Source organism: Occallatibacter sp., from assembly GCF_035317045.1.
GTDB lineage: Bacteria > Acidobacteriota > Terriglobia > Terriglobales > Acidobacteriaceae > Telmatobacter.
This window is the reverse complement of record NZ_DATHHT010000011.1, coordinates 57,005-75,835: the sequence shown is the minus strand read 5'-3', so window position 1 is coordinate 75,835 and position 18,831 is coordinate 57,005. Positions and strand designations below refer to the sequence as shown.

General features: G+C 59.1%; 14 protein-coding genes and 1 pseudogene. 3 read left to right on the top strand and 12 right to left on the bottom strand.

The window, feature by feature from the left end; genetic code table 11:
- Positions 1 to 49: 49 nt before the first annotated feature.
- The 6 genes and pseudogenes from rnhA to ispD form a co-directional block, all read right to left on the bottom strand.
- Positions 50 to 478, bottom strand: a pseudogene (gene rnhA / locus VK574_RS03675) (ribonuclease HI); the annotation flags it as partial.
- 28 nt (positions 479 to 506) lie between these two features.
- A complete protein-coding gene (gltX, locus tag VK574_RS03670; RefSeq protein WP_472798453.1) occupies positions 507 to 2,000 on the bottom strand; it encodes a glutamate--tRNA ligase in 1,494 nt (497 codons plus the stop codon).
- A 63-nt stretch (positions 2,001 to 2,063) separates the two neighbouring features.
- A complete protein-coding gene (locus VK574_RS03665) occupies positions 2,064 to 2,384 on the bottom strand; it encodes a hypothetical protein (RefSeq protein WP_472798452.1) in 321 nt (106 codons plus the stop codon).
- Positions 2,385 to 2,614: 230 nt separating this feature from the next.
- Positions 2,615 to 4,759: a PP2C family protein-serine/threonine phosphatase gene (locus tag VK574_RS03660; RefSeq protein WP_472798451.1), complete on the bottom strand. Its 2,145-nt coding sequence runs from the start codon at positions 4,757 to 4,759 to the stop codon at positions 2,615 to 2,617.
- A gap of 156 nt (positions 4,760 to 4,915) precedes the next feature.
- Entirely contained in the window at positions 4,916 to 5,533 is a 618-nt protein-coding gene (gene ispF / locus VK574_RS03655; protein ID WP_472798450.1) for a 2-C-methyl-D-erythritol 2,4-cyclodiphosphate synthase, read from the bottom strand.
- Between the two features lie 32 nt (positions 5,534 to 5,565).
- Complete coding sequence (gene ispD, locus VK574_RS03650; protein ID WP_472798763.1) at positions 5,566 to 6,267, bottom strand: 2-C-methyl-D-erythritol 4-phosphate cytidylyltransferase; 702 nt, start codon at positions 6,265 to 6,267, stop codon at positions 5,566 to 5,568.
- A 145-nt stretch (positions 6,268 to 6,412) separates the two neighbouring features.
- Between ispD and VK574_RS03645 the strand changes: the two genes are divergently transcribed.
- Positions 6,413 to 8,071, top strand: coding sequence for a tannase/feruloyl esterase family alpha/beta hydrolase (locus tag VK574_RS03645; RefSeq protein WP_472798449.1), 1,659 nt, complete (start codon positions 6,413 to 6,415; stop codon positions 8,069 to 8,071).
- A gap of 21 nt (positions 8,072 to 8,092) precedes the next feature.
- On the opposite strand, the gene VK574_RS03640 is transcribed toward VK574_RS03645, so the two are convergent.
- A complete protein-coding gene (locus VK574_RS03640) occupies positions 8,093 to 8,563 on the bottom strand; it encodes a GNAT family N-acetyltransferase (RefSeq protein WP_472798448.1) in 471 nt (156 codons plus the stop codon).
- A gap of 142 nt (positions 8,564 to 8,705) precedes the next feature.
- On the opposite strand from VK574_RS03640, the gene tilS reads away from it, so the two are divergent.
- Both tilS and ftsH read left to right on the top strand, forming a co-directional pair.
- Positions 8,706 to 10,085: a tRNA lysidine(34) synthetase TilS gene (tilS, locus tag VK574_RS03635; RefSeq protein ID WP_472798447.1), complete on the top strand. Its 1,380-nt coding sequence runs from the start codon at positions 8,706 to 8,708 to the stop codon at positions 10,083 to 10,085.
- A 268-nt stretch (positions 10,086 to 10,353) separates the two neighbouring features.
- On the top strand, positions 10,354 to 12,276 hold the full coding sequence (gene ftsH, locus VK574_RS03630) for an ATP-dependent zinc metalloprotease FtsH (protein ID WP_472798446.1): 1,923 nt from the start codon (positions 10,354 to 10,356) through the stop codon (positions 12,274 to 12,276).
- 587 nt (positions 12,277 to 12,863) lie between these two features.
- Here the strand turns inward: ftsH and VK574_RS03625 are convergent.
- The 5 genes from VK574_RS03625 to VK574_RS03605 all read right to left on the bottom strand — a co-directional run bounded on the left by VK574_RS03625 (position 12,864) and on the right by VK574_RS03605 (position 18,683).
- Complete coding sequence (locus tag VK574_RS03625) at positions 12,864 to 14,057, bottom strand: serine hydrolase (RefSeq protein ID WP_472798445.1); 1,194 nt, start codon at positions 14,055 to 14,057, stop codon at positions 12,864 to 12,866.
- A 59-nt stretch (positions 14,058 to 14,116) separates the two neighbouring features.
- The gene (locus VK574_RS03620; protein ID WP_472798444.1) at positions 14,117 to 14,818 is read right to left on the bottom strand and encodes a methyltransferase family protein; all 702 of its coding nucleotides are present in this window, start codon (positions 14,816 to 14,818) and stop codon (positions 14,117 to 14,119) included.
- Between the two features lie 104 nt (positions 14,819 to 14,922).
- The gene (locus VK574_RS03615) at positions 14,923 to 15,492 is read right to left on the bottom strand and encodes an outer membrane beta-barrel protein (RefSeq protein ID WP_472798443.1); all 570 of its coding nucleotides are present in this window, start codon (positions 15,490 to 15,492) and stop codon (positions 14,923 to 14,925) included.
- Between the two features lie 128 nt (positions 15,493 to 15,620).
- A complete protein-coding gene (locus VK574_RS03610) occupies positions 15,621 to 17,531 on the bottom strand; it encodes a hypothetical protein (protein WP_472798442.1) in 1,911 nt (636 codons plus the stop codon).
- A gap of 99 nt (positions 17,532 to 17,630) precedes the next feature.
- Positions 17,631 to 18,683, bottom strand: coding sequence for an energy transducer TonB (locus VK574_RS03605; protein ID WP_472798441.1), 1,053 nt, complete (start codon positions 18,681 to 18,683; stop codon positions 17,631 to 17,633).
- Positions 18,684 to 18,831: the final 148 nt, after the last annotated feature.

The following is an 18,831-nucleotide window of genomic DNA, read 5'->3' as shown; positions in this document are numbered from 1 at the left end:
CACGGATGTGCCCGGTCCAGCAGGGAGAGTCGGAGTATGCGAGAGCTTGAGCTTCTGCCAGTTGATCGCACCTCTCATTGTCTGCATGGCCCGAATGGCCCCTCACCCACTGTCCGCGAATCTTGTGCTTTTCAGCAAGTGCATCAAGTTCCTGCCACAGGTCTACGTTTTTGACCGGCCTCTCCTCCCCACTCCTCGTTGGCTTCCTCATCCATCCGTTTTTACGCCAATTGAACCGCCAAGACAGAACACCTTCCAGAAGGTACTGACTATCGGAGATGAGCAGGACCTCGCAGGGCTCGCTGAGAACCCGGAGGCCCTCGATCACCGCTGCGATTTCCATCCGATTGTTCGTTGTATCGCCTGTGCCACCGGCGCTTTCCACTGAGTGATCAGGATAGCGAAGGATGTAAGCCCATCCTCCCGGTCCGGGGTTCCCAATGCAGGCTCCGTCAGAAATTAGCGTAACTTTCTTCACGATTTCGATTACCCCCTCGAAACAGCGGCTAAACGGCAGACCCAAGCTTCGATTCGGCCTGGCGAATGCGCTCCATGCAGACGTCGCGGCCCAGGACGATCATGGTTTCAAAGAGGGGCGGCGCGTTTTTGCGGCCGCAGACGGCGACGCGGATGGGCTGGAACATGGGGCCAGCCTTGAGTCCAAGCGAAGTGGCCGCGTCACGCAAAGCCTTATCGAGCGAATCGTGATCGAACGGAGTCGTGGGCAGAAGTTCGAGCGCGGTTTGAAGAACGCGGCGGGCCATAGCGGCGTCGCCTCCCTTCGGCGGGATCAGTTCGGCAGGGTCGTACGGCGGGAGCTGGTCAACGAAAAAGAAATCCGCGGCAGAGACGGCATCGCGCAGCAGCTTGATGCGCTCGCGGATAAGTGGAGTCACAGCAAGCAGTTTTACTGGCGAAGCATGAAGCCCCGCCTGATCGAAGAAGGGCTGGAGACGCGCGCTGAGTTGCTCGACAGAGAGGGCGCGGATGTGCTCGCCGTTTAAATGGACCGCCTTAGCATCGAAGGGATCTTCCTCGGTGAAGTTGACGACGGCGTTGGAGCGATTGACGTTTTCGAGGGTGAAGGCAGCGGTGAGTTCTTCGAGAGTCAGGAACTCGCGGTCGTCTTTGGGCGACCAGCCCAGCAAGCAGAGAAAGTTGATGAATGCTTCGGGGAGGAAGCCGGCATCGCGATAGGTGGTTACGCTGACGACGGGGCCGTGCTTGCGCTTGGAGAGTTTAGTGCCGTCGGGCGCTACGAGCAGGGGCAAGTGCGCAAATTGGGGCGCGGCAAGACTGCCTTTCTCTGGGCCGAGTCCTTCGAAGATCAGCAGATGCTTGAAGGTGTTGGTGAGGTGGTCCTGCCCACGAATGATATGGCTGATGCGCAGATCGGCGTCGTCGACGCACGATGCAAGGTGATACGTCGGCATTCCATCCGACCGTAACAACGCAAAGTCTTCCACCTCGTCGGCCAGTTTCGACTGGAATCCGTAAACGCCATCTTTGAAGCTAAGGGTGCGATCCGTGCCGCGGGGCACACGATAGCGCAGGGCGAAGGGTTCGCCTGACGCGGCGCGACGGTCGCTCTCTTCATTAGACAGTTCGCGCATCCCGGGATTGAAGAGCCATGCTCCCTGCGAGCTTGACGCTTCACCCTCGGCGGCATGGGCCGGCGTGAAATCACGATAGGCAAGCCCCCTGGCGAAGATAGCTTCAGCCTGCCGGCGGTGAAGGGCCAGTCGTTCGGATTGCTTGTGCTCTTCGTCCCAGGAAAGTCCCAGCCAGCGCAGTCCCTCAAAGATCGATTGAACGCTGGCATCGGTGTTGCGCTCGACATCCGTGTCATCCAGCCGCAACACCATGGTTCCGTGGTTGTGGCGCGCGTAGAGCCAATTGAAGATAAACGTACGGGCGCTGCCGACATGCAGAAAGCCGGTCGGCGAAGGAGCGAATCGAACGCGAGGAGATAGAGATTGTGAGGGAGTCAGGTCCGACATCGTGTCAATTACTTTCCAATGACGATGCTAGCATCTGCTCCCTGACGAATCAGGTGAGCTGTCTCACGCCTGAGGCGTATACGGCGGCGGTGGTGGAGGAGGATATGGCGGCTGAAATCCAGCCTGCGGCACTGGAACGACCTTCCACTCAGCAAACGCCAGAACATACAGCAAGACCAGCGTGCCCAGTGACGGTATAAGGCACAGCAAGCAAAGCCACGGCGAGAACCCCGCCTTTTTCAGGATGAACCAGCAGGGGATCATGACAATGGCAATCGAGATGACGATGAGGATCGGAATGATCGCCATCATCGCCATCACCATGTTCTTGACCATTTCCGGATTTGGCTGGTTCTCCTGCAAAAACATCGCGAGCAGATGCATACAAGTACTCCAAAGATGGAATAGAACTCTGAGTCAAGCTACGTCGAATCACCGATTTTCGCAATCAGATTCTTTTGAGGGGGTGGAACCTTGTTAACATTCTGCCAACCGAAGCTTCGCCCAAAAAGGGCAACTGCAGGTTCCTCCGCTCCCCTTCACTGCGCTCAGGGTCGGTCGGAATGACAAGGGGGTTTCAGAGGAAGCCGGGGGCGAGAGAGGGGGCAGCGTCTCTACGCCACTTCCGATTTCATAGGCGGGGTGGCGGAGACTTCGCCCTCTTTTTCCTGCGCCACGCGCGAGATCGAGACCACGGTAATGTCGTCTTCCTGGCCGAAGATCTCCGCTGCCTTGACGATGAACGCCGCGGGCAAGTGGCTGATGGAGCGCGCACGGTTGAAACCGAATAGCTCGTTCTTCGCATTCTTGGCTTCAATCACGCCATCTGTGATCACCAGCAGCCGGTCCTTCTGCTTCAGCTGGATGGTTACCTGGTCGAAGGTGACGGAGGGATTCAGGCCCAGCGGCAGGTTGCCCGACATCGTGAGTTCCTTGCCGTTCAGGTAAGGGGCAATGTGTCCGGCGTTCGCGATAATGGTCTTGCCATCGGCGGCGATTTGCATGGCTACGCAGGTTGCATACGATTGGCCGCGACCGCATAACCGACGGTTCAGCGCTTCAAGAACCACGTGCGGCTCGTAGCTTGTTTCCACGATCGTGCGAATGGCTCCGACAATCAGAGCCACCTGCATGCCCGCCTGCAGACCCTTGCCCGTCACATCGCCCAGCAGAATCAGAACCCCGCCGTGTCCATCCGGCAGAATCTGGAAGAAGTCGCCTCCCACCTGTTGCGCGGGCTTGTACTCGGTCTCGAGCACATATCCAGGAATCGTGGGAATCGCCTCGGGAATCAGCAACTGCTGAATCTGCCGTGCCTGGTCAATCTCCGCCTCCCACTGTTGCCGAAGTTTCAGTGACTGCAGGAAGCGCCGCATCAGCAGGATCGTGATGATGATGAGTGATACAACGACCGCGATCTGGCTGATTCCCACTGCCATCCCAAACGGGAAAAAATGCAGCGGCATGTGCAGCACCAGCAACTCCTGCTGATACAGCGACACGATCACCAGTCCCACGGCAGGCATCGCGAGCCATGCCCCGGTATGATCCTTGCGCATGCCTTCCCATGCCACCCACAACAGCAATCCGCCGAGGAGCAGCTTGAGGAAGACAGTCAGCGGCGACAGGAACGCTGTTGAATGGATGGGAATCAAGTGCCCATACAGAGGCGCGCGCATCATGGCGATGGTGATTGCAAGCGCCACGGTGAAACCCCATACCATCTTGTGCAGCCGCGGCATGCGCCCCATCCGGAACCAATAGGCCCAGAAAATGATCCAGAGCCCGATTACTCCGGGAACCAGAATGGCATCCGAAAGAAGGAAAAAAGTTGATGCAGGAACAAGCGCTGTGTAGTTCCCAATCATGGTCACGATGGTCTGCATGGCCACACCTGCGCAAGTGATCGCAAGCCACAGATAAGCCTTCTCTTTGCGATCCAGCCAAAACAGGACCATCGCCACTGTGATTGCCAGCAGCAGCACCGCAAGCTCGAGGAATCGGCTCATCTGGGAACGAGTGACGGAATCCCAATCCAGCCGGAGCATGCGCTCAATCGGGCCAGCCTGACCCAGAATCGGTGGTCCGTGCAAGCCGCCGGCATCCGGGTTCGTCAGGGTGGTCGATGGGTCCATCCATACGCGGATCGCGATCGTGACCTGCCCGCTTTTGATTCCCCTGGGCAACGCGAAGGTACGCGGCAGCGTGAGGTACGATCTGACACCGTCCTGCGTAAACTTTCCAAGTTGCCCCAGCATCTCCCCATTCACGAAGACCTGGTAGGCGTCGTCAACGTCGTCTGGCATTTTGATCTCAAGGCCGCCCTCAGAGAGCCCGGGATCATATTGAACATTGACCTTCAGCCGATACCACGCGTATCCCGAGTAGCCCGCATCTCCCAGAACAGTCCATCCCGGCATGAATCCGGTGGTGCCCAAAAACGGGTCGTAGGATCCGGCTGGCGGAGTCAGATCCATCGATGACCAGCCGGCGTCGTTGTAGTCGGGCTGCGCCCACTCCATGCTGTCGCCCTTATGGAATTTCCACGGGCCGGTCAAATCCACGGTCGAGGATCCGAGAACGACCTGTTCTGCCCACTGTGAAATTGATGTCGGGGTCGTGTCGGATGTAGAAGGATTGCTGCTCTGGTCTGCATGTGAAGCGTCTGCACGCAGGGCACAGCACATCGTGCCAAGTGTGATGGCCGCGACGAGTATGGATATCTTCTTGCTTGTAACCGATAACCGAAACACGCGCATCTGGGAAGTGGCCTCGCCCCACCGAGGTCTTTCATTCTTTGGCCCAATTGGTATGCCGGGAGGATACGCGTTTCAGCCGCGTTCCGGCAACACAAATTGACCCGATCCGACTTGTGCTGACAATATCTTGCCATCGACTTTTCGGTCGTATGGCTGTTATGTGATGTCTTCTGTATCGTACACGGGATTGATGGGTCGTTTCTTCGGCAGTCCGTGAACGGAAGCGAGCAGATCGTCCACCACATCTTCAAGCTGTTTCTGGCTTTCGATCACGGCGCTCATGCTCTTCAATTCGTCCGGTTCGATCGCCCGCTCCACCAGCACAACCGCATGGCACTGCGCTACATGGTCCAAACCCAAACCCTCGGGCGTCTTGGCTTTGATGCTGACCTGCTCCATCTCAATGCCCAGCAAGTCTGCCACCGTCGATCGCATCTCGCCGGCGACCGGCGCAATTTTCGGTGCAATCATAATCAGGGTCGTATCCACATTCACGATGCGAAATCCAGCGTGTTGCAATTCCTCCATTGCGAGTTTCAGGAAGATGGCCGAATTCGCATCTTTCCAGCGCGGATCGCCCGGCGGAAAGAAGCTCCCGATATCGCCGGCAGCGACGGCCCCAAGCAGGGCGTCGGTGACGGCATGGAGCAACACGTCGCCATCGGAGTGCCCGGCAAGGCCTTCGGGATGATCCAGTGTCATGCCGCCGATGCGCAGCGGTATGCCCGCCTTGAACGCGTGCGAATCCCAGCCAAATCCGATTCGTGTTTCCATGGTCTCCGTGCCTGTTCGTGGTTTCGCCGGACTCAGCGAGCGCGCTGGTGCAAGTAGAACTCCGCAAGCTCCAGATCGCCCGGCTGCGTAATCTTCAGATTAACCTGAGAACCGTGAACTACGGCCACCGGAAGTCCCGCACGTTCCACAACTGAGGCTTCGTCCGTCCCTACAAACCCGTCCGCCGCGGCGTCTGTCATTGCTTTGAGCAACAGTCCAAACCGGAATCCCTGGGGGGTCTGGGCCTGAACAATAAACTCGCGCGGGATCGTTGACGTGACGATTGCACCATGCGCGGTGCGTTCCACCTGCTTGATGGTGTCAGTCGCCGGCATGCCGACAATGGCGGCGCCATGCTCGACGACCGCATCGATGGTCCGATCGATCGTAGCTGTGTCGATCAGTGGGCGCACTGCGTCGTGCACGAGGATCACATCGTTGGGTTCGGCATGAACGGCATTCAGCGCGTGCATCACCGACTCCTGGCGCGTGTCCCCGCCTTCCACCACGTGCACGCGGTCAGTGCAACCGTACTCGGCGATCTGCGCCTGCACGCGCTCTACCTCCGTCTTGCGGACGGCTACAAACATCTCGGTCACACGCGGGACTGCGGCAAACGCGCGGAGGGAATGAATCAGTATCGGGATTCCATCGAGCGAAAGGAACTGCTTTGGCTGCGGACCGGCCATGCGAGTGCCCAGTCCTGCAGCGGGAAGGATTGCAAATACCTGCATAACTTGGCGAGTATACAGCTTTGCGCCGCGATGTTCAGCGCGCATCTCGGAATGTCACTTCGAACTGGTTCTCTGTCTGCCCGGCCGGCGGGCATAGAATGATCGCGTCGCCGATTTAGCCATGATTGTGCAAAGGATGAACGCCATGCGGATTCTTGCGGTTCTCTCTGTCTCAGCCTCTTTGCTCATGTACGGCAGGGTTGCCGTTGCGGCGCCTGCGGGCGCAATGCAGGCCCAGAACACTGTGCCGGCTTCGAACGGGAACTGCGAGCGGCTCGCCAGTCTGGAACTGCCCAACGCGAGCATTACCAGTGCAACGGCAGTGGCTGCGGGTACGTTCGACGGACCGCGACAAGCCTTCACCGGCGCAGACATGTCTGCCCTGTACAAAATACTGCCCGCTTTCTGCCGAATTGTAGTGCAGGCCAAGCCTTCCGCGGATTCGAACATCGGCGTAGAGGTGTGGATACCTCTTCACGGCTGGAACGGAAAACTCCAAGGGCTTGGCAACGGGGGATTCGCGGGAATTATTGATGAGGTCGGACTTGGAGCGGCCCTGGCCAAAGGATACGCAGTAGCTGCCACCGACGCTGGCCATTTGGGATCGCCTATCGAAGCGGCCTGGGCCCTCGGACATCCTGAAAAAGTCGTCGACTTCGGCCATCGCGGGATCCACGAAATGACACGCATCGCCAAGATTGTTGTGCAGCAGTTTTATGGCACCGCTCCAAAACGCTCCTACTTCGACGGATGCTCGGATGGCGGTCGCGAAGCGCTCATGGAAGCCCAGCGCTATCCCGACGACTACGACGGCATCCTTGCGGGCGCTCCAGCCAACTACTGGACCGGGCTGCTGTCCCTCGCCGTCGCCGACACGCAGGCCTTGACTGCGACCCCGGCAAGTTTCATTCCCCCGGCAAAAATTCCCACCATCTCCGCTGCTGTACTCGCAGCCTGCGACAAACTCGACGGGGTGGACGACGGAATCCTCAACGATCCGCGCCAGTGCCATTTCGATCCGGCTTCGATCGAGTGCAAGGCCGGAGAAAACTCGGACAAGTGTCTCACCACGGAACAAGTCTCCACGCTCAAGCAGATTTACGCGGGGATCAGTGACTCGAAGGGCCACGCAATTTTTCCCGGATATCTGCCGGGTGCCGAGTCCGGAGATGGCGGCTGGGGCCTCTGGATCACCGGTCCAGCTCCTGCGAGAAGCTTGATGGCCATGTTCGGCATCGGCTACTACTCCAACATGGTCTACGAAAAATCTGACTGGACCTACAAGTCATTCACACTGGATAGCGGCATGCCGGCGGCAAAAGGGAAAACAGCTGCGGCACTCGATGCCGTGAATCCCGATCTGAGTGCATTCCGCGCTCATGGCGGCAAGCTGATTCTCTATCACGGCTGGGACGATCCCGCGATTCCCGCTCGCAACACCGTGAACTATTACCAGGATGTGATCGCCAAGATGGGCCGCGCCGATACGGATTCCTTCGCGCGCCTCTACATGGTGCCAGGGATGCAGCACTGCGGCGGTGGTCCCGGTCCAGACACCTTCGGCGCCTTCGCCGGCTCATTGTCCAATGATCCGCAGCGGAATATCGTTATAGCGCTTGAAAACTGGGTGGAGAAGGGAACCGCACCCAACACGATCATCGCGAGCAAAACGGCCGACGGGAAACCGCAAGGAGCTGTCACGATGACGCGGCCTTTGTGCCCGTATCCCAAGGCGGCGAGGTACAAGGGCACCGGCGATACAAACAGCGCGGAAAACTTCATCTGCGCGGGTCCGGACAAATAATCGCGATACCGACGACGCAAACTACTCAATCACACGATCCACGAAGAGCATCTCGTTGCTGGTCGTGAATCCCAGCTTCTCGTAGACCGGCTGGCCCTTTTGGGATGCATGCAGCGCCACCACGCGAATGCCGCGACGCCGGGCTTCATCCATGCATTCGCTCATCAGCGCCTGCGCCAGCCCGCGCCTCCGATACTCCGGCTCGACGAATACGTTGAGGATGTAGGCGCGCTGTTCTCCGGTTGGATCGAGGAAGTGCGGCGCCCAGTCCAATACCAACAGCCCTGCTGAGGCAATATCGCGGTCTCCATCGCTGATGATCCAGCCGGCATATTTACCGCTGGCGAGCATGCGGAGAACCCACAGTTCGAAGTGCCGGGCCATCTCCTCCAGAGGCGGCTCTGGGGCGTCTCTCATATCCGCAAACATCGCCTTGCGATGGCGCGTGATCAACTCCGCATCGTCAATCGTGGCTCTCCGCGTTTCGAGCATGACCCGAGTATAGGCAATTCACTTTGAGTATCGCTGTGCGTTTGTTGAGCAGGCCTTCTGCAGAAACCTATCCGAGCCGTATCATCCATTCGTGCGTACCTCGCAGCCACTTCCGCTCGACACAACTCTCCTGAAGCCCGGCATGCGACTTGCAGTCGGTCTCTCCGGCGGCGCTGATTCCGTCGCGTTGCTGTGCGCTCTTGTCGAACAGGCCAGGGAACTCGGCCTCGTCCTCCACGCCGCCCATCTGCATCACGGCCTGCGCGGTGCAGAAGCCGATGCCGATCTTGAGTTCTGCCGCGACCTCACTGCCGGATTCGATCTGCCCTTCCATGAATCTCGCGTAGACACCGCCGCCGAGGCGCGCCGGGCGCCGAAATCCCTCGCGGATTTGTCTGATGCCTTTCCCAGCGACTCCATCGAAGGCACCGCTCGCCGCTTACGTTACTCGTGGTTTCGAGAGCTGCTTTCCGAAGTCCCCCTTGATGCCGTCGCAACTGCTCACACGTTCGACGACCAGGCCGAGACGGTCCTTGCGAAGTTTCTTCGCGGCGCGTGGACGGAGGGTTTATCCGGCATTTATCCAAAACTTGAGACCCCGGAGGGGGGCGCGATTCTCCGCCCGCTGCTCCACACCACGCGTGCCGAGATTGAAGCCTTTCTCCACGCGCGCAAGCAGCCCTGGCGCGAAGACTCCACCAACCGGCACCTCACATTTACGCGCAACCGCATTCGACACGAACTGCTTCCGCAACTCACCACCTGGAACCCGCAGCTCCGCGATCACCTGGCGCAGATGGCCGAGCTAGCCCGTGACGAAGAGGCCTGGTGGCAGTCTGAAGTCACCCGGGTCGCCTCCCAGGTCATTCTTCGCGGCCGCCCCGTCCGCGGCGGAGGCCGCGCCACCACCAAGGCCGACGGCGTTGCCCTCGACATCGCCCGATTGAAAGCACAGCCGGTCGCCATGCAGCGGCGCATGTTTCGCTTTGCCGCCGCGCAACTGGAATCCGCCCTCGACTATGCCGCGACTGAGGCGCTCCGCAGTTTGACCCTGACCGGCAGGGCAGGCCAGAAACTCGAGCTCGCCGCGGGTCTGCGCGCCGACCGCACCCACCGCGAAATTAGCCTGACCCGGACCCCCAAACCCGCTTCCGTCGACGCTGGCAGCAAAGTCGAACGGTACGAATGTGTTATCCCCGGGGAGGTGATTGCCCGCGGATTTGCATGCCGCATTTCACTCGAACCCGTTGGCGGTTCCAAGGTATCGGGCTCTTCCGATGGGGAGGCGCTGAAGGCGGTTGTTCGCTCTTGGAAGCCCGGCGACCGGGTTCGGCTGCGCTACTCGTCCGGTCGTCGTAAAGTGAAGGAAGTGCTTGAACGGATGAAGGTTACGGGAGACGATCGTGCCCATTGGCCAGTGCTTGACGTTGCCGGGAGGATCATCTGGATGCGGGGAGTGGAGCTCGAGCCCGACCCCGATGTGCGCGTTTCAGTCAGTGAACTCCCGCCTGTGTCCGGTTAGCGGCCGCGCAAGAGGGCAGATTGGGCTCGGGGAATTCCCGTTGACGGAGCGGATTCCCACGGTTCGAGCCCGTACACATCTTCAAACTTCATTCATCTTCGGAGTACAATCGGAGTTACTGCACATCCGCGCGGTAAGTGCGTCGTGTCTCCAGTCAAGAGAAGGTGCACTTTCTGTGACTTCAAAGACTGCGCCGGCGTCTAAAGGATGATGTAGGCGGTGTTGGAAGTTCAAGAGCGGCTTCTCCCCGCCGGGAAAGAGGATCCTGGTGAATTCGACCGTCAAAACGATCATGTTCTGGATCTTTATACTCGTCTGCCTTGTGCTGCTGTGGGCTGTTGTCCAGCGCGGCACGATCGGTGCGGGTAAAGACACAGAAATCAACTACTCCGAGCTATACGACAAGGTGCAGCAAGGCTTGGTTCTGGACGCGCAGATCCAGGGAACGGACCTTCGCGGGCACATGAAGGCCACGCCGAAGGAGCAGTTCCATACAACGGTCGGAGACAATCACGAAGACCTCGAGAAGGCGATGCTGGCTGGACATGTCAACTTCTCGAAGAAGGACGCGCAGAACAATCTGCTGCTCCCGATCCTCTTCAACGTGGGCCCCTTCGTTCTGCTCGGCGCTATATGGTTCTTCATGCTGAGGCAGATGCAATCTGGCGGCAACAAGGCCCTTTCGTTCGGCAAGAGCCGCGCTCGCCTGCTGTCGATGCAGCAGAAGAAGGTCACGTTCAAAGACGTGGCCGGCGTGGATGAAGCCAAGGAAGAGTTGAAGGAGATCATCGAATATCTGCGCGAACCGCAGAAATTCCAGAAGCTCGGCGGACGCATTCCCAAGGGCGTGCTGCTCGTCGGGCCTCCGGGAACCGGCAAGACGCTGCTGGCGCGCGCGGTAGCCGGCGAGGCGAATGTTCCGTTCTTCTCCATCTCCGGTTCGGACTTTGTTGAAATGTTTGTCGGCGTCGGCGCAAGCCGCGTGCGCGACCTGTTTGAACAGGGCAAGAAGAATGCGCCCTGCATCATCTTCATCGACGAAATCGATGCAGTCGGCCGTCACCGTGGCGCTGGCCTCGGCGGCGGACACGATGAGCGCGAGCAGACGCTGAACCAGTTGCTCGTCGAGATGGACGGGTTCGAGTCGAACGACGGCGTGATCCTCGTCGCTGCGACCAACAGGCCCGACGTTCTCGATCCTGCGCTGCTGCGCCCCGGCCGTTTCGATCGCCGCGTGGTGGTGGGACTGCCCGACGTTCGCGGGCGCGAAGAAGTTCTCCGCGTTCACGTGAAGAAGGTTCCCGTTGCAGACGACGTCAATCTGAACATTCTTGCCCGTGGAACACCTGGTTTCAGCGGCGCCGACCTGGCCAACATGGTCAACGAGGCAGCGCTGAACGCAGCCCGCGTCAATCGCAAGCAGGTCGTGATGTACGACTTTGAACTTGCAAAAGACAAGGTGCTGATGGGCGCGGAACGCAAGTCGATGCTGCTTACCGATGAAGAGAAGCGCGTGACGGCCTATCACGAAGCCGGACACGCACTCGTCTCGATCAAGCACGATCATTCCGATCCGATCCACAAGGTCACGATCATTCCGCGCGGGATGGCGCTCGGCGTGACGATCTTCCTGCCCGGCGATCGCCACAACTACACGCGCGAATATCTCGAAGCGAATCTCGCTATCGCTTACGGCGGACGCACGGCTGAGGAGATCTTCCTCAACCAGATGTCCACTGGCGCCGGCAGCGACATTGAGAACGCTACCGACCTCGCCCGCCGCATGGTGTGCGAGTACGGTATGAGCCGCCTCGGTCCGCTAACCTTCGGCAAGAAGGAAGAGCAGATATTCCTGGGCCGCGAGATCGCACAGCACCGTGACTTCTCTGAAGAGACGGCGCGACAGATTGATCTGGAAGTTCGCCGCCTGATCGACGAAGCTTACCAGTCAGCGCACGGCATTCTCGAAGCGCACAAGGACGCAATGCATCGCATTGCTGCAGCCCTGCTGGAGCGCGAGACCATCGACGCTGAAGAAGTGAAGATGCTGATCGACGGTAAGGAACTGCCCCCGATGCGCTCTATCCTCGCTTCACCCAGCGATGGCAGCGGCACCGGCGGACAGCAGGTGCTGAAGCCCGACACACGCGGCGGCGGTGGATTCCCTGAGGGTTCGCCGTCCCCGGCCTAAACCAGGCGAACTTCGAATGAGTCAGGGCCGCTCCTTGCATTTGGGAGCGGCCCTTTCCTTTGGGGTCGATCGGCCGGGTGCGAAAGGGCTGGGCCTGGATTGCGCGTTCGCAGGTCACCGGTAACCTTCTGGTTACGCAGGGGTACGAAACAGACCCGGCACCGTTGCCGTGCGACTTGTCGAGGCGTTAGACTTCTGCTCATCGTTCATTGACAACCGATTCCCCAATTCTGTCGCCGAGCGGACTCGGATTCTTTTGGGCCCCCAACTGGGAATGCAAAGCGCAAATTGTCAATTCACTTGACGGTGAAATGGGAATCACATGCCCTCGCTGGAGATTGCTACAAAGAGGAAGAGAACTAGCAGGCACAGACGCCGCACGCGGACTCTTTGGATATTGGCCATCGTGCTCGGCTCGATCGTCGTCCTGGGAGCATTCGTGCTCGCATCCATGGATGAATCCAACTGGCTGAACGATCGAGATGGCTCTTCTCCATCGAATTCGATCCATCCGTAGCTTTGCGATTGCCCGAGCTACAGAGAATTTCGTCATCCTCGGCTTCGGGTTTTGGCCCGTCGTCACCGCTTCATTTGCAGGTTTTTTCGCCGGGGGCGGCGCATTTGGCGTCGAGCACCATTTCGAGGATCGTCATATAGGTTGGTCCGGAAATGCTGCGCGATTCGTCCTGGTCGATGTTCACCTTGTGTGCGACCACGATGTCGTTCATTGGAAACACGGTGATGTACTGGCCACCGGAACCCATGGCAGAAAAGGCACCCTGAAAGGGCCCTGTCATGATGTCGCCCGGATATTTCGGGGCATCCCAAGCCCACCAGAGAATCCCGTAGCCCCAGCGACCGGTTGTGCCGGGAGACCAGTACCAGTCGCCGATCTCATTGAAGTGGGTTGTGGGATACGTGCTGAACTGAATGGTTCCCGGATCGCCCCATACCGTCTTGCCCCAAGCTCCACTGCGCAGTGCGAATAAGCCGAGCCGGGCCATATCGCGCGTCGAGAGATACGTGGCGTATTCGAAGTGAGTCGAGCCTGTCTGAAGGTTTTTCTTTTGACGCGAGCGATCGAAATCCTGGAAGCGAAGTGGAATCGCGAGGTCATCGCGCAGAGCATCGAAGATGTCTTTGTGCGTGAGTTTTTCAAAGGCGATTCCGGCGGCGTCAAAGTCCCAGTTGTTATAGAAGAAGCGCGTGCCCGGGTAGGCCGAGCCGCGTTTGGGAAGGATCTTTTCCTGACCCTCATTGCCACTGGGGAGATAAATTCCGGACCGCGACATCATGATCTGTTGAAGCGTCGCGTGTTGCTCAAGGTCGTTGAAGGGAATTTTGTCTTGCAATCCAAGTTGAACGACGGTCTGGTTCATGGCGTCGTCGAGTTTCAAACCGTGTTGGGCTTCCACCGCGAACAACAGGTCGAGCACACTTTTTCGGACCGATGCCACCTTGCTAACCAGCGCGAGATCGCCATATTCGAAGACAACGCGGCCGCGCGCGACGATCATCATTCCGTCGGTCTGATGCGTTTTGAGGAAAGCGCGCAAAGCTTCGAGCCGTGTTGGAGAGAAGCCTTCCGACTCCGGTGTAGCGTGCGCCCAATCAACGCCGGGCACCACGTATCCGTGTCCATCATCGAAGCCTTCAGGCGGCAGGAGCGGTGTGGGTTTTTCTGTTGTGGAGGTAGCCTGGCTCACCGTGGTCTGAGCGTTCAAGCCAGCTGTCGCCAGCAATCCGCAAACGACAACGACGAAAACAGCATTTCGGATCATGACAAAGAATCCTAAATGCTCTGGCCAAATACGACGGAAGATTTAAGCGTTATCGCATTTCAATAAATTCTCGGCACCAGTGCCCAGGTGTCTTCGCGATAGGCGTTGTACTTTTCGCCGAAGGCGGTGACGAGGTTGGCTTCTTCCATACCCGTCTTGCGGAGATAGGCGAGGATGCCAACGGCCAGTCCGAGCAGTGCGTGCACCTGGCCGGAGACGATCGCCGTTCCGGTGTACATGGCGAGCAGGGCAGTATAGATGGGGTGGCGGATCACGCCGTAGGGGCCGGTACGGACCAGTTCGTGATCGGCCTTGATGGTGATTTCGCCGCTCCAGTTGCGGCCCAGGATGCGCCGGGCCCAGATGGCCAGGGCGAGGCCGGCGCATTCTGCCGCGAGTCCGATGAGCTTGACGATCAGAAGATCCGGCAGGAAGCGCTGGTTGAGCCCACGAATGGGCACGATCATCAAGAGCAATGCGATATTGGCGAGAACGACGTGGATGCCGCGCGAGAAGTGCGACTCCGACTTGATTGCCGGTGCGGAGTTTTTCGCTGCGATTTCCCAGTAGATGCTGAAGATAACCCACGGCACGAAGGCTGCGAGATTGGGCCAGCCGCTGGCAGGAGAGAACGCGGATAGGCGCTGGTCAAGCCAGGGCTTGATTACGGGACGGGCGAACAGCGCCCCGATCATCGCGCCGATGAAGGCGGCGTAGCGGACAGCCTGGTTTGTGCTCTTCGCGGGGGGATGGTCGGGCATTTTGGTTTCAACAGGGTAGCATGGCGTCGCAAAATCTTGCAGCGGAAGAAAAAGCAGTTCCTTCACTCCGCTTACCCCATGGACACAGCGTTGGAACTCAGAACTCAGAAGATTTTGTAGGCTATGCCGGCGCTGGCGCCATAGGGTTTCAGCACGTCGTTGTTTACCCAGTTGGGCCAGAATTGGTACTCGAAGTCGAAGGGGCGGACGACGACGTGTTTGCTCAGTCTCAGATCGACGCCGCCGCCGACGGCGACATCGGTGAAGCGGCCGTAGGCCTGGTTGAACTCGAAGTTCATCCTGCCCAGTCCGACGAGTGCTTTGCCGTAGGGAGTGATGCCGAGCCGCTTGAATTCATGAATAGGCACGCGCGGCCCGATGAGGTAGTTGTCTTCGGTGATCTTGAGGTAGGAATTCTGACGCAGCCAGCGCGCTTCACCCTCGATCTGTATCCAGTGGGTGAACTTCAGGTCAACAAACGTGCCGAATCCATAGAGCCGCTGCGGACTGGACTGCGGAATGCCGCCGCCCGCGTAGTCCGGCTGGAAAACAGAGCCCATTCCACCAGCGGTCAGCGACAACTGGCCGCGATAGGCTGAAGGGACCACTTGCGCATGCAAAGAAGCAGCAGCGCAAATCAAGAAAATAAAAACAGGAACCGCAATTCTTCTCATGGGAAGGGGAATCGTCCACTCCTCGCGGTGAATCGGTTGACCATACAACTCGCAATCGGCACTCAGTATAAAGGCCCAGGGCAGATAGCGGGATTCCGCTATCTGCCCTGAGCCCGGTGAGACTGAACTTACTGCTGCGGGTTCGGCTGCTGCGGGTTCGGGGAACCGCCCGTCTGTTGCGGCTGGGGGCCCTCAGCCTGGGAAGGCGCCGGCTGATCTGAAGCGGTTGGCGGTTGTGTTCCACCCGTGGACTGTGGTGCCGGGGCCGGGGGAGGCGGATCGCTCACTGCGGGCTGTGCTGCTGCGCCTGCGTTTGGTTTGGCCGCGGCGGCTGCATTTGCAGCCTGGGATTGGGCTTCGTCGTAGCGTTGCAGCCTGAAGTAAACCGGTGTCACTTCGAGCGGCATCTTGTCGCGCGGATTCAGCGGAGCATACAGCTTGGAGTTCAGCTGATGCACATGGTCATCCCACGGATCTGTTTTCAGCCAGCTTCCCAGAGGAAGAGCCGGACTCTGCGTCAAGTCGTCCCAGTTGATCTTGGGAGCGCCGTGGGCCAGCGTGGTCATCCAGGGCGTGCCGTCGGTTTTGAGCAACGAGTCGCCAAGTCTCGGCGAGTTGAGCCCCTTCAGCACCTGGCCGCGATCGGCAACCTGCTCCCAGAAAAGGCCGGCGTTCGACAACTTGTCCTTGTACATCGAGGCGTCGAGGTAGGCCTGCGCCTTGGCGGCAGCTTCCTGGTTGTCGTGATCGTTGTGGTTCATGTTGATCTTGCGGAACGACGCCTCATCGGGGAAGAGAAGCCGATCGTTGAAGGCATAGCGGGTGTCGATGTGGTGGCCGAGCGCGATGTGCGCCAGTTCCAAGGAGATGACTGAGGCGATGGTTGCCTCATCGCGGGGCATGGTGTCGATCAGGCCCTTGCTGAGGAGGATGGTGTTGCCCACCGTGGTGGTCTCGATGGTATTGGTAAGCATGATGCGGCAGTGCACCGGCATGCTCAGGGCAATGTTATTCGGCACGACGAGGTTGGTGACGATCTGATCGAGCACCGTCTGCTCAAAGCCATTGGGGGTGAGAGGAGCGACAAGGCCGGCCTGCTCGAGGCGATCGATCACGTTGTCCTCGGCCTGCAGAACCCACTGGCGCGAGGCCTGCAGCGGGCTCACGTCCTGCGAGTCGTCGCTCTTGTCTTCGGCGTCTTCCACTTTCATGCTCACACTCTCGCTGTCACGCGTGGGCAGTTTGAGGCTGTATCCCCAGAAGTGGGTCTGTGCCTTGAGGCCTTCATTCTTTTCGCCAGCGCGGGTTGACTCTTCGACGTAGATCGCGACCGGCAGCCAGATGCCCGGCTGCACATTCATGCGCCAGCTGTCGAAGTGGAAGTAATAGCGCGAATCATCTTCTGCCCGCGGCCCGGTGTAGGTTCCGTTGAAGCGGACAACGTTGCCGTCCTGATCTTCGATCCACACGCGGCCGTAGAAGCGGCCCATGCCAGGAACCTTCGGATGCACGTCGAAGACCCAGGTCCGGACGGAGCCGAGGAATTCGCGGCGCACGTAACTGAACGCGTAGTGCTGCTGATCGAAGCCCGTCGGATCGAGGAACATCATCTGCATGAAGCCGGTCGGGTTATAGGTGAAATGCTTGTCGAGCCCGAGCGCCTTGGTGAGCCCAGTGATGGCCCCAAACGAACCCTTGAACCACCCCTTCTTGCCGCCGGCGCTATCCTTGGCTTCATAGGTCTTGTCGAAGAAACCCTTGCCGAAATCGACGCGGCTCAGCGTGTACTGATCGCCGACGGGGACCTGGTAGAGCTTCACATCGGGACGCGTGTCCTGGATGTAGGTCTCCACAAGCGGCGTGCGCTGCTGGATCGCCTTGATCAGGATTTTTTCCTGCCCGATGGCCTTCTGCACAAGAGCAGCCTGATCCGGGGTCAGCTGGTGTGTCTGCTCGTAGAGCGGAGTCTTTTTCGCATACGCCCCGGAGGTCCCAAGAGCCACGGTGAGGAGGGTGAGGGCGATCTTTCTGTACATCATGTCATCTCCTAGGATGATTAGATCTTGCATTTCTAAGACAGTGTCTGAGTCCCATGCTTCTGCTCACGCACTGTGGTGATCATTGGTGCAAATTGGACGTTATGCCAATTGAAACGTGATGGTGATGTTGGTTGTTAAATCCACTGCCTGGCCATTACGCGTGGCGGGGCGAAAACGAATTTGCGAGGCCACGCGGCGTGCCTCTTCATCCAGTCCGTGACCGAGCCCGTGAACGACATCCTTGATGATGACCTGTCCCGCGGCGGTAAAGGTTACGCGCAGAATCACATCCCCCTGAACCCGCAGTTGGCGTGCCTCCGACGTATATTGAACCGCCGGCTTTGACAGCACTTCAAGGTTGGTGGGCGCCACTTCACTGGGCGAATGCTGCATCGCCGGAACGGTCGCCACTTGTGTCTGGATTCCTGCGGCGGCTACTTTGCCGCCGGTCGCATACCCTGCGGTCGCAGTACCCGTTCCGCCGGGGATTCCCGCCTGCGCAACCTTGCCGACCGTGCCGGCGTTTGAACCGGATTTGAGCCCATTGCCGATTCCGGCAGAGCCCACGACACCGTGAGGAGCGACCGCAGGGCCCTGCATGCCGCCATAGGGATTGCCAATCGCGGCCACTGTTGCCGGCCGGGTCGCATTTGGATTCGGCGTAACTCCGAAAGTCTCACCCAAATGCACTGGCGCGGTTGAAGCCTTCACGGTATTAGTTTGCGCCGGCATGGCTGCGGTCAGCGCCGCTTTGGGCTGGGGAGCGAGGATGATGGAGGGCTTCGCAGCCTTAATCTGAGGAGTACTCAGCTTGGTTTCCATCTCCAGCGGCTTCAGTGCCGGTTTCGGCTCGATCTTCGGCATGTTGATCTTGGGCTGCTCCATTTGCAGCTCAAGCTTCGGCTTGGGCAGATCGGGAAGCTTGGGTGGAGGAGGAGACTTGAACTTCGGCTGCGGGGGCGGTGTCGTAGGAAAGATCAGTTCGGTCTGCTCGAACTTGTGTTCCTGAATGACGCGCTTGGCCGTCATGCCGACATAGATCATCAGGCTCAGAATGATCACATTAACGGTCACGCTGGTGACAAACGGCGCGGACCGGCCTTCTGGCTCCGGAAGCAAGCCAAACGTCGTACGACCTGGATAACCACTCATCTGCATCTTCATACCTCGGGGTTCGCCTCGGAGAGGGCACTTTCAGTCTGAAGAGAAGAACCAGGCAAAACACTGTTGAGGAGGGATGCCGGGAAACGACTCGATATTGCCATTTCGCCCCCAACCTCTTCAGGGCATGCAGAACGCA

Bases quoted from the DNA above. Each gene is read 5' to 3' on its own strand.
- tilS (WP_472798447.1), top strand. From the start codon at position 8,706: ATGCGACTTGCAGTCGGTCTCTCCGGCGGCGCTGATTCCGTCGCGTTG.
- VK574_RS03625 (WP_472798445.1), bottom strand. From the start codon at position 14,057: ATGATCCGAAATGCTGTTTTCGTCGTTGTCGTTTGCGGATTGCTGGCG.
- VK574_RS03620 (WP_472798444.1), bottom strand. From the start codon at position 14,818: ATGCCCGACCATCCCCCCGCGAAGAGCACAAACCAGGCTGTCCGCTAC.
- VK574_RS03615 (WP_472798443.1), bottom strand. From the start codon at position 15,492: ATGAGAAGAATTGCGGTTCCTGTTTTTATTTTCTTGATTTGCGCTGCT.
- ispD (WP_472798763.1), bottom strand. From the start codon at position 6,267: ATGCAGGTATTTGCAATCCTTCCCGCTGCAGGACTGGGCACTCGCATG.
- VK574_RS03665 (WP_472798452.1), bottom strand. From the start codon at position 2,384: ATGCATCTGCTCGCGATGTTTTTGCAGGAGAACCAGCCAAATCCGGAA.
- VK574_RS03610 (WP_472798442.1), bottom strand. From the start codon at position 17,531: ATGATGTACAGAAAGATCGCCCTCACCCTCCTCACCGTGGCTCTTGGG.
- VK574_RS03605 (WP_472798441.1), bottom strand. From the start codon at position 18,683: ATGAGTGGTTATCCAGGTCGTACGACGTTTGGCTTGCTTCCGGAGCCA.
- VK574_RS03645 (WP_472798449.1), top strand. From the start codon at position 6,413: ATGCGGATTCTTGCGGTTCTCTCTGTCTCAGCCTCTTTGCTCATGTAC.
- VK574_RS03640 (WP_472798448.1), bottom strand. From the start codon at position 8,563: ATGCTCGAAACGCGGAGAGCCACGATTGACGATGCGGAGTTGATCACG.
- ispF (WP_472798450.1), bottom strand. From the start codon at position 5,533: ATGGAAACACGAATCGGATTTGGCTGGGATTCGCACGCGTTCAAGGCG.
- VK574_RS03660 (WP_472798451.1), bottom strand. From the start codon at position 4,759: ATGCGCGTGTTTCGGTTATCGGTTACAAGCAAGAAGATATCCATACTC.
- gltX (WP_472798453.1), bottom strand. From the start codon at position 2,000: ATGTCGGACCTGACTCCCTCACAATCTCTATCTCCTCGCGTTCGATTC.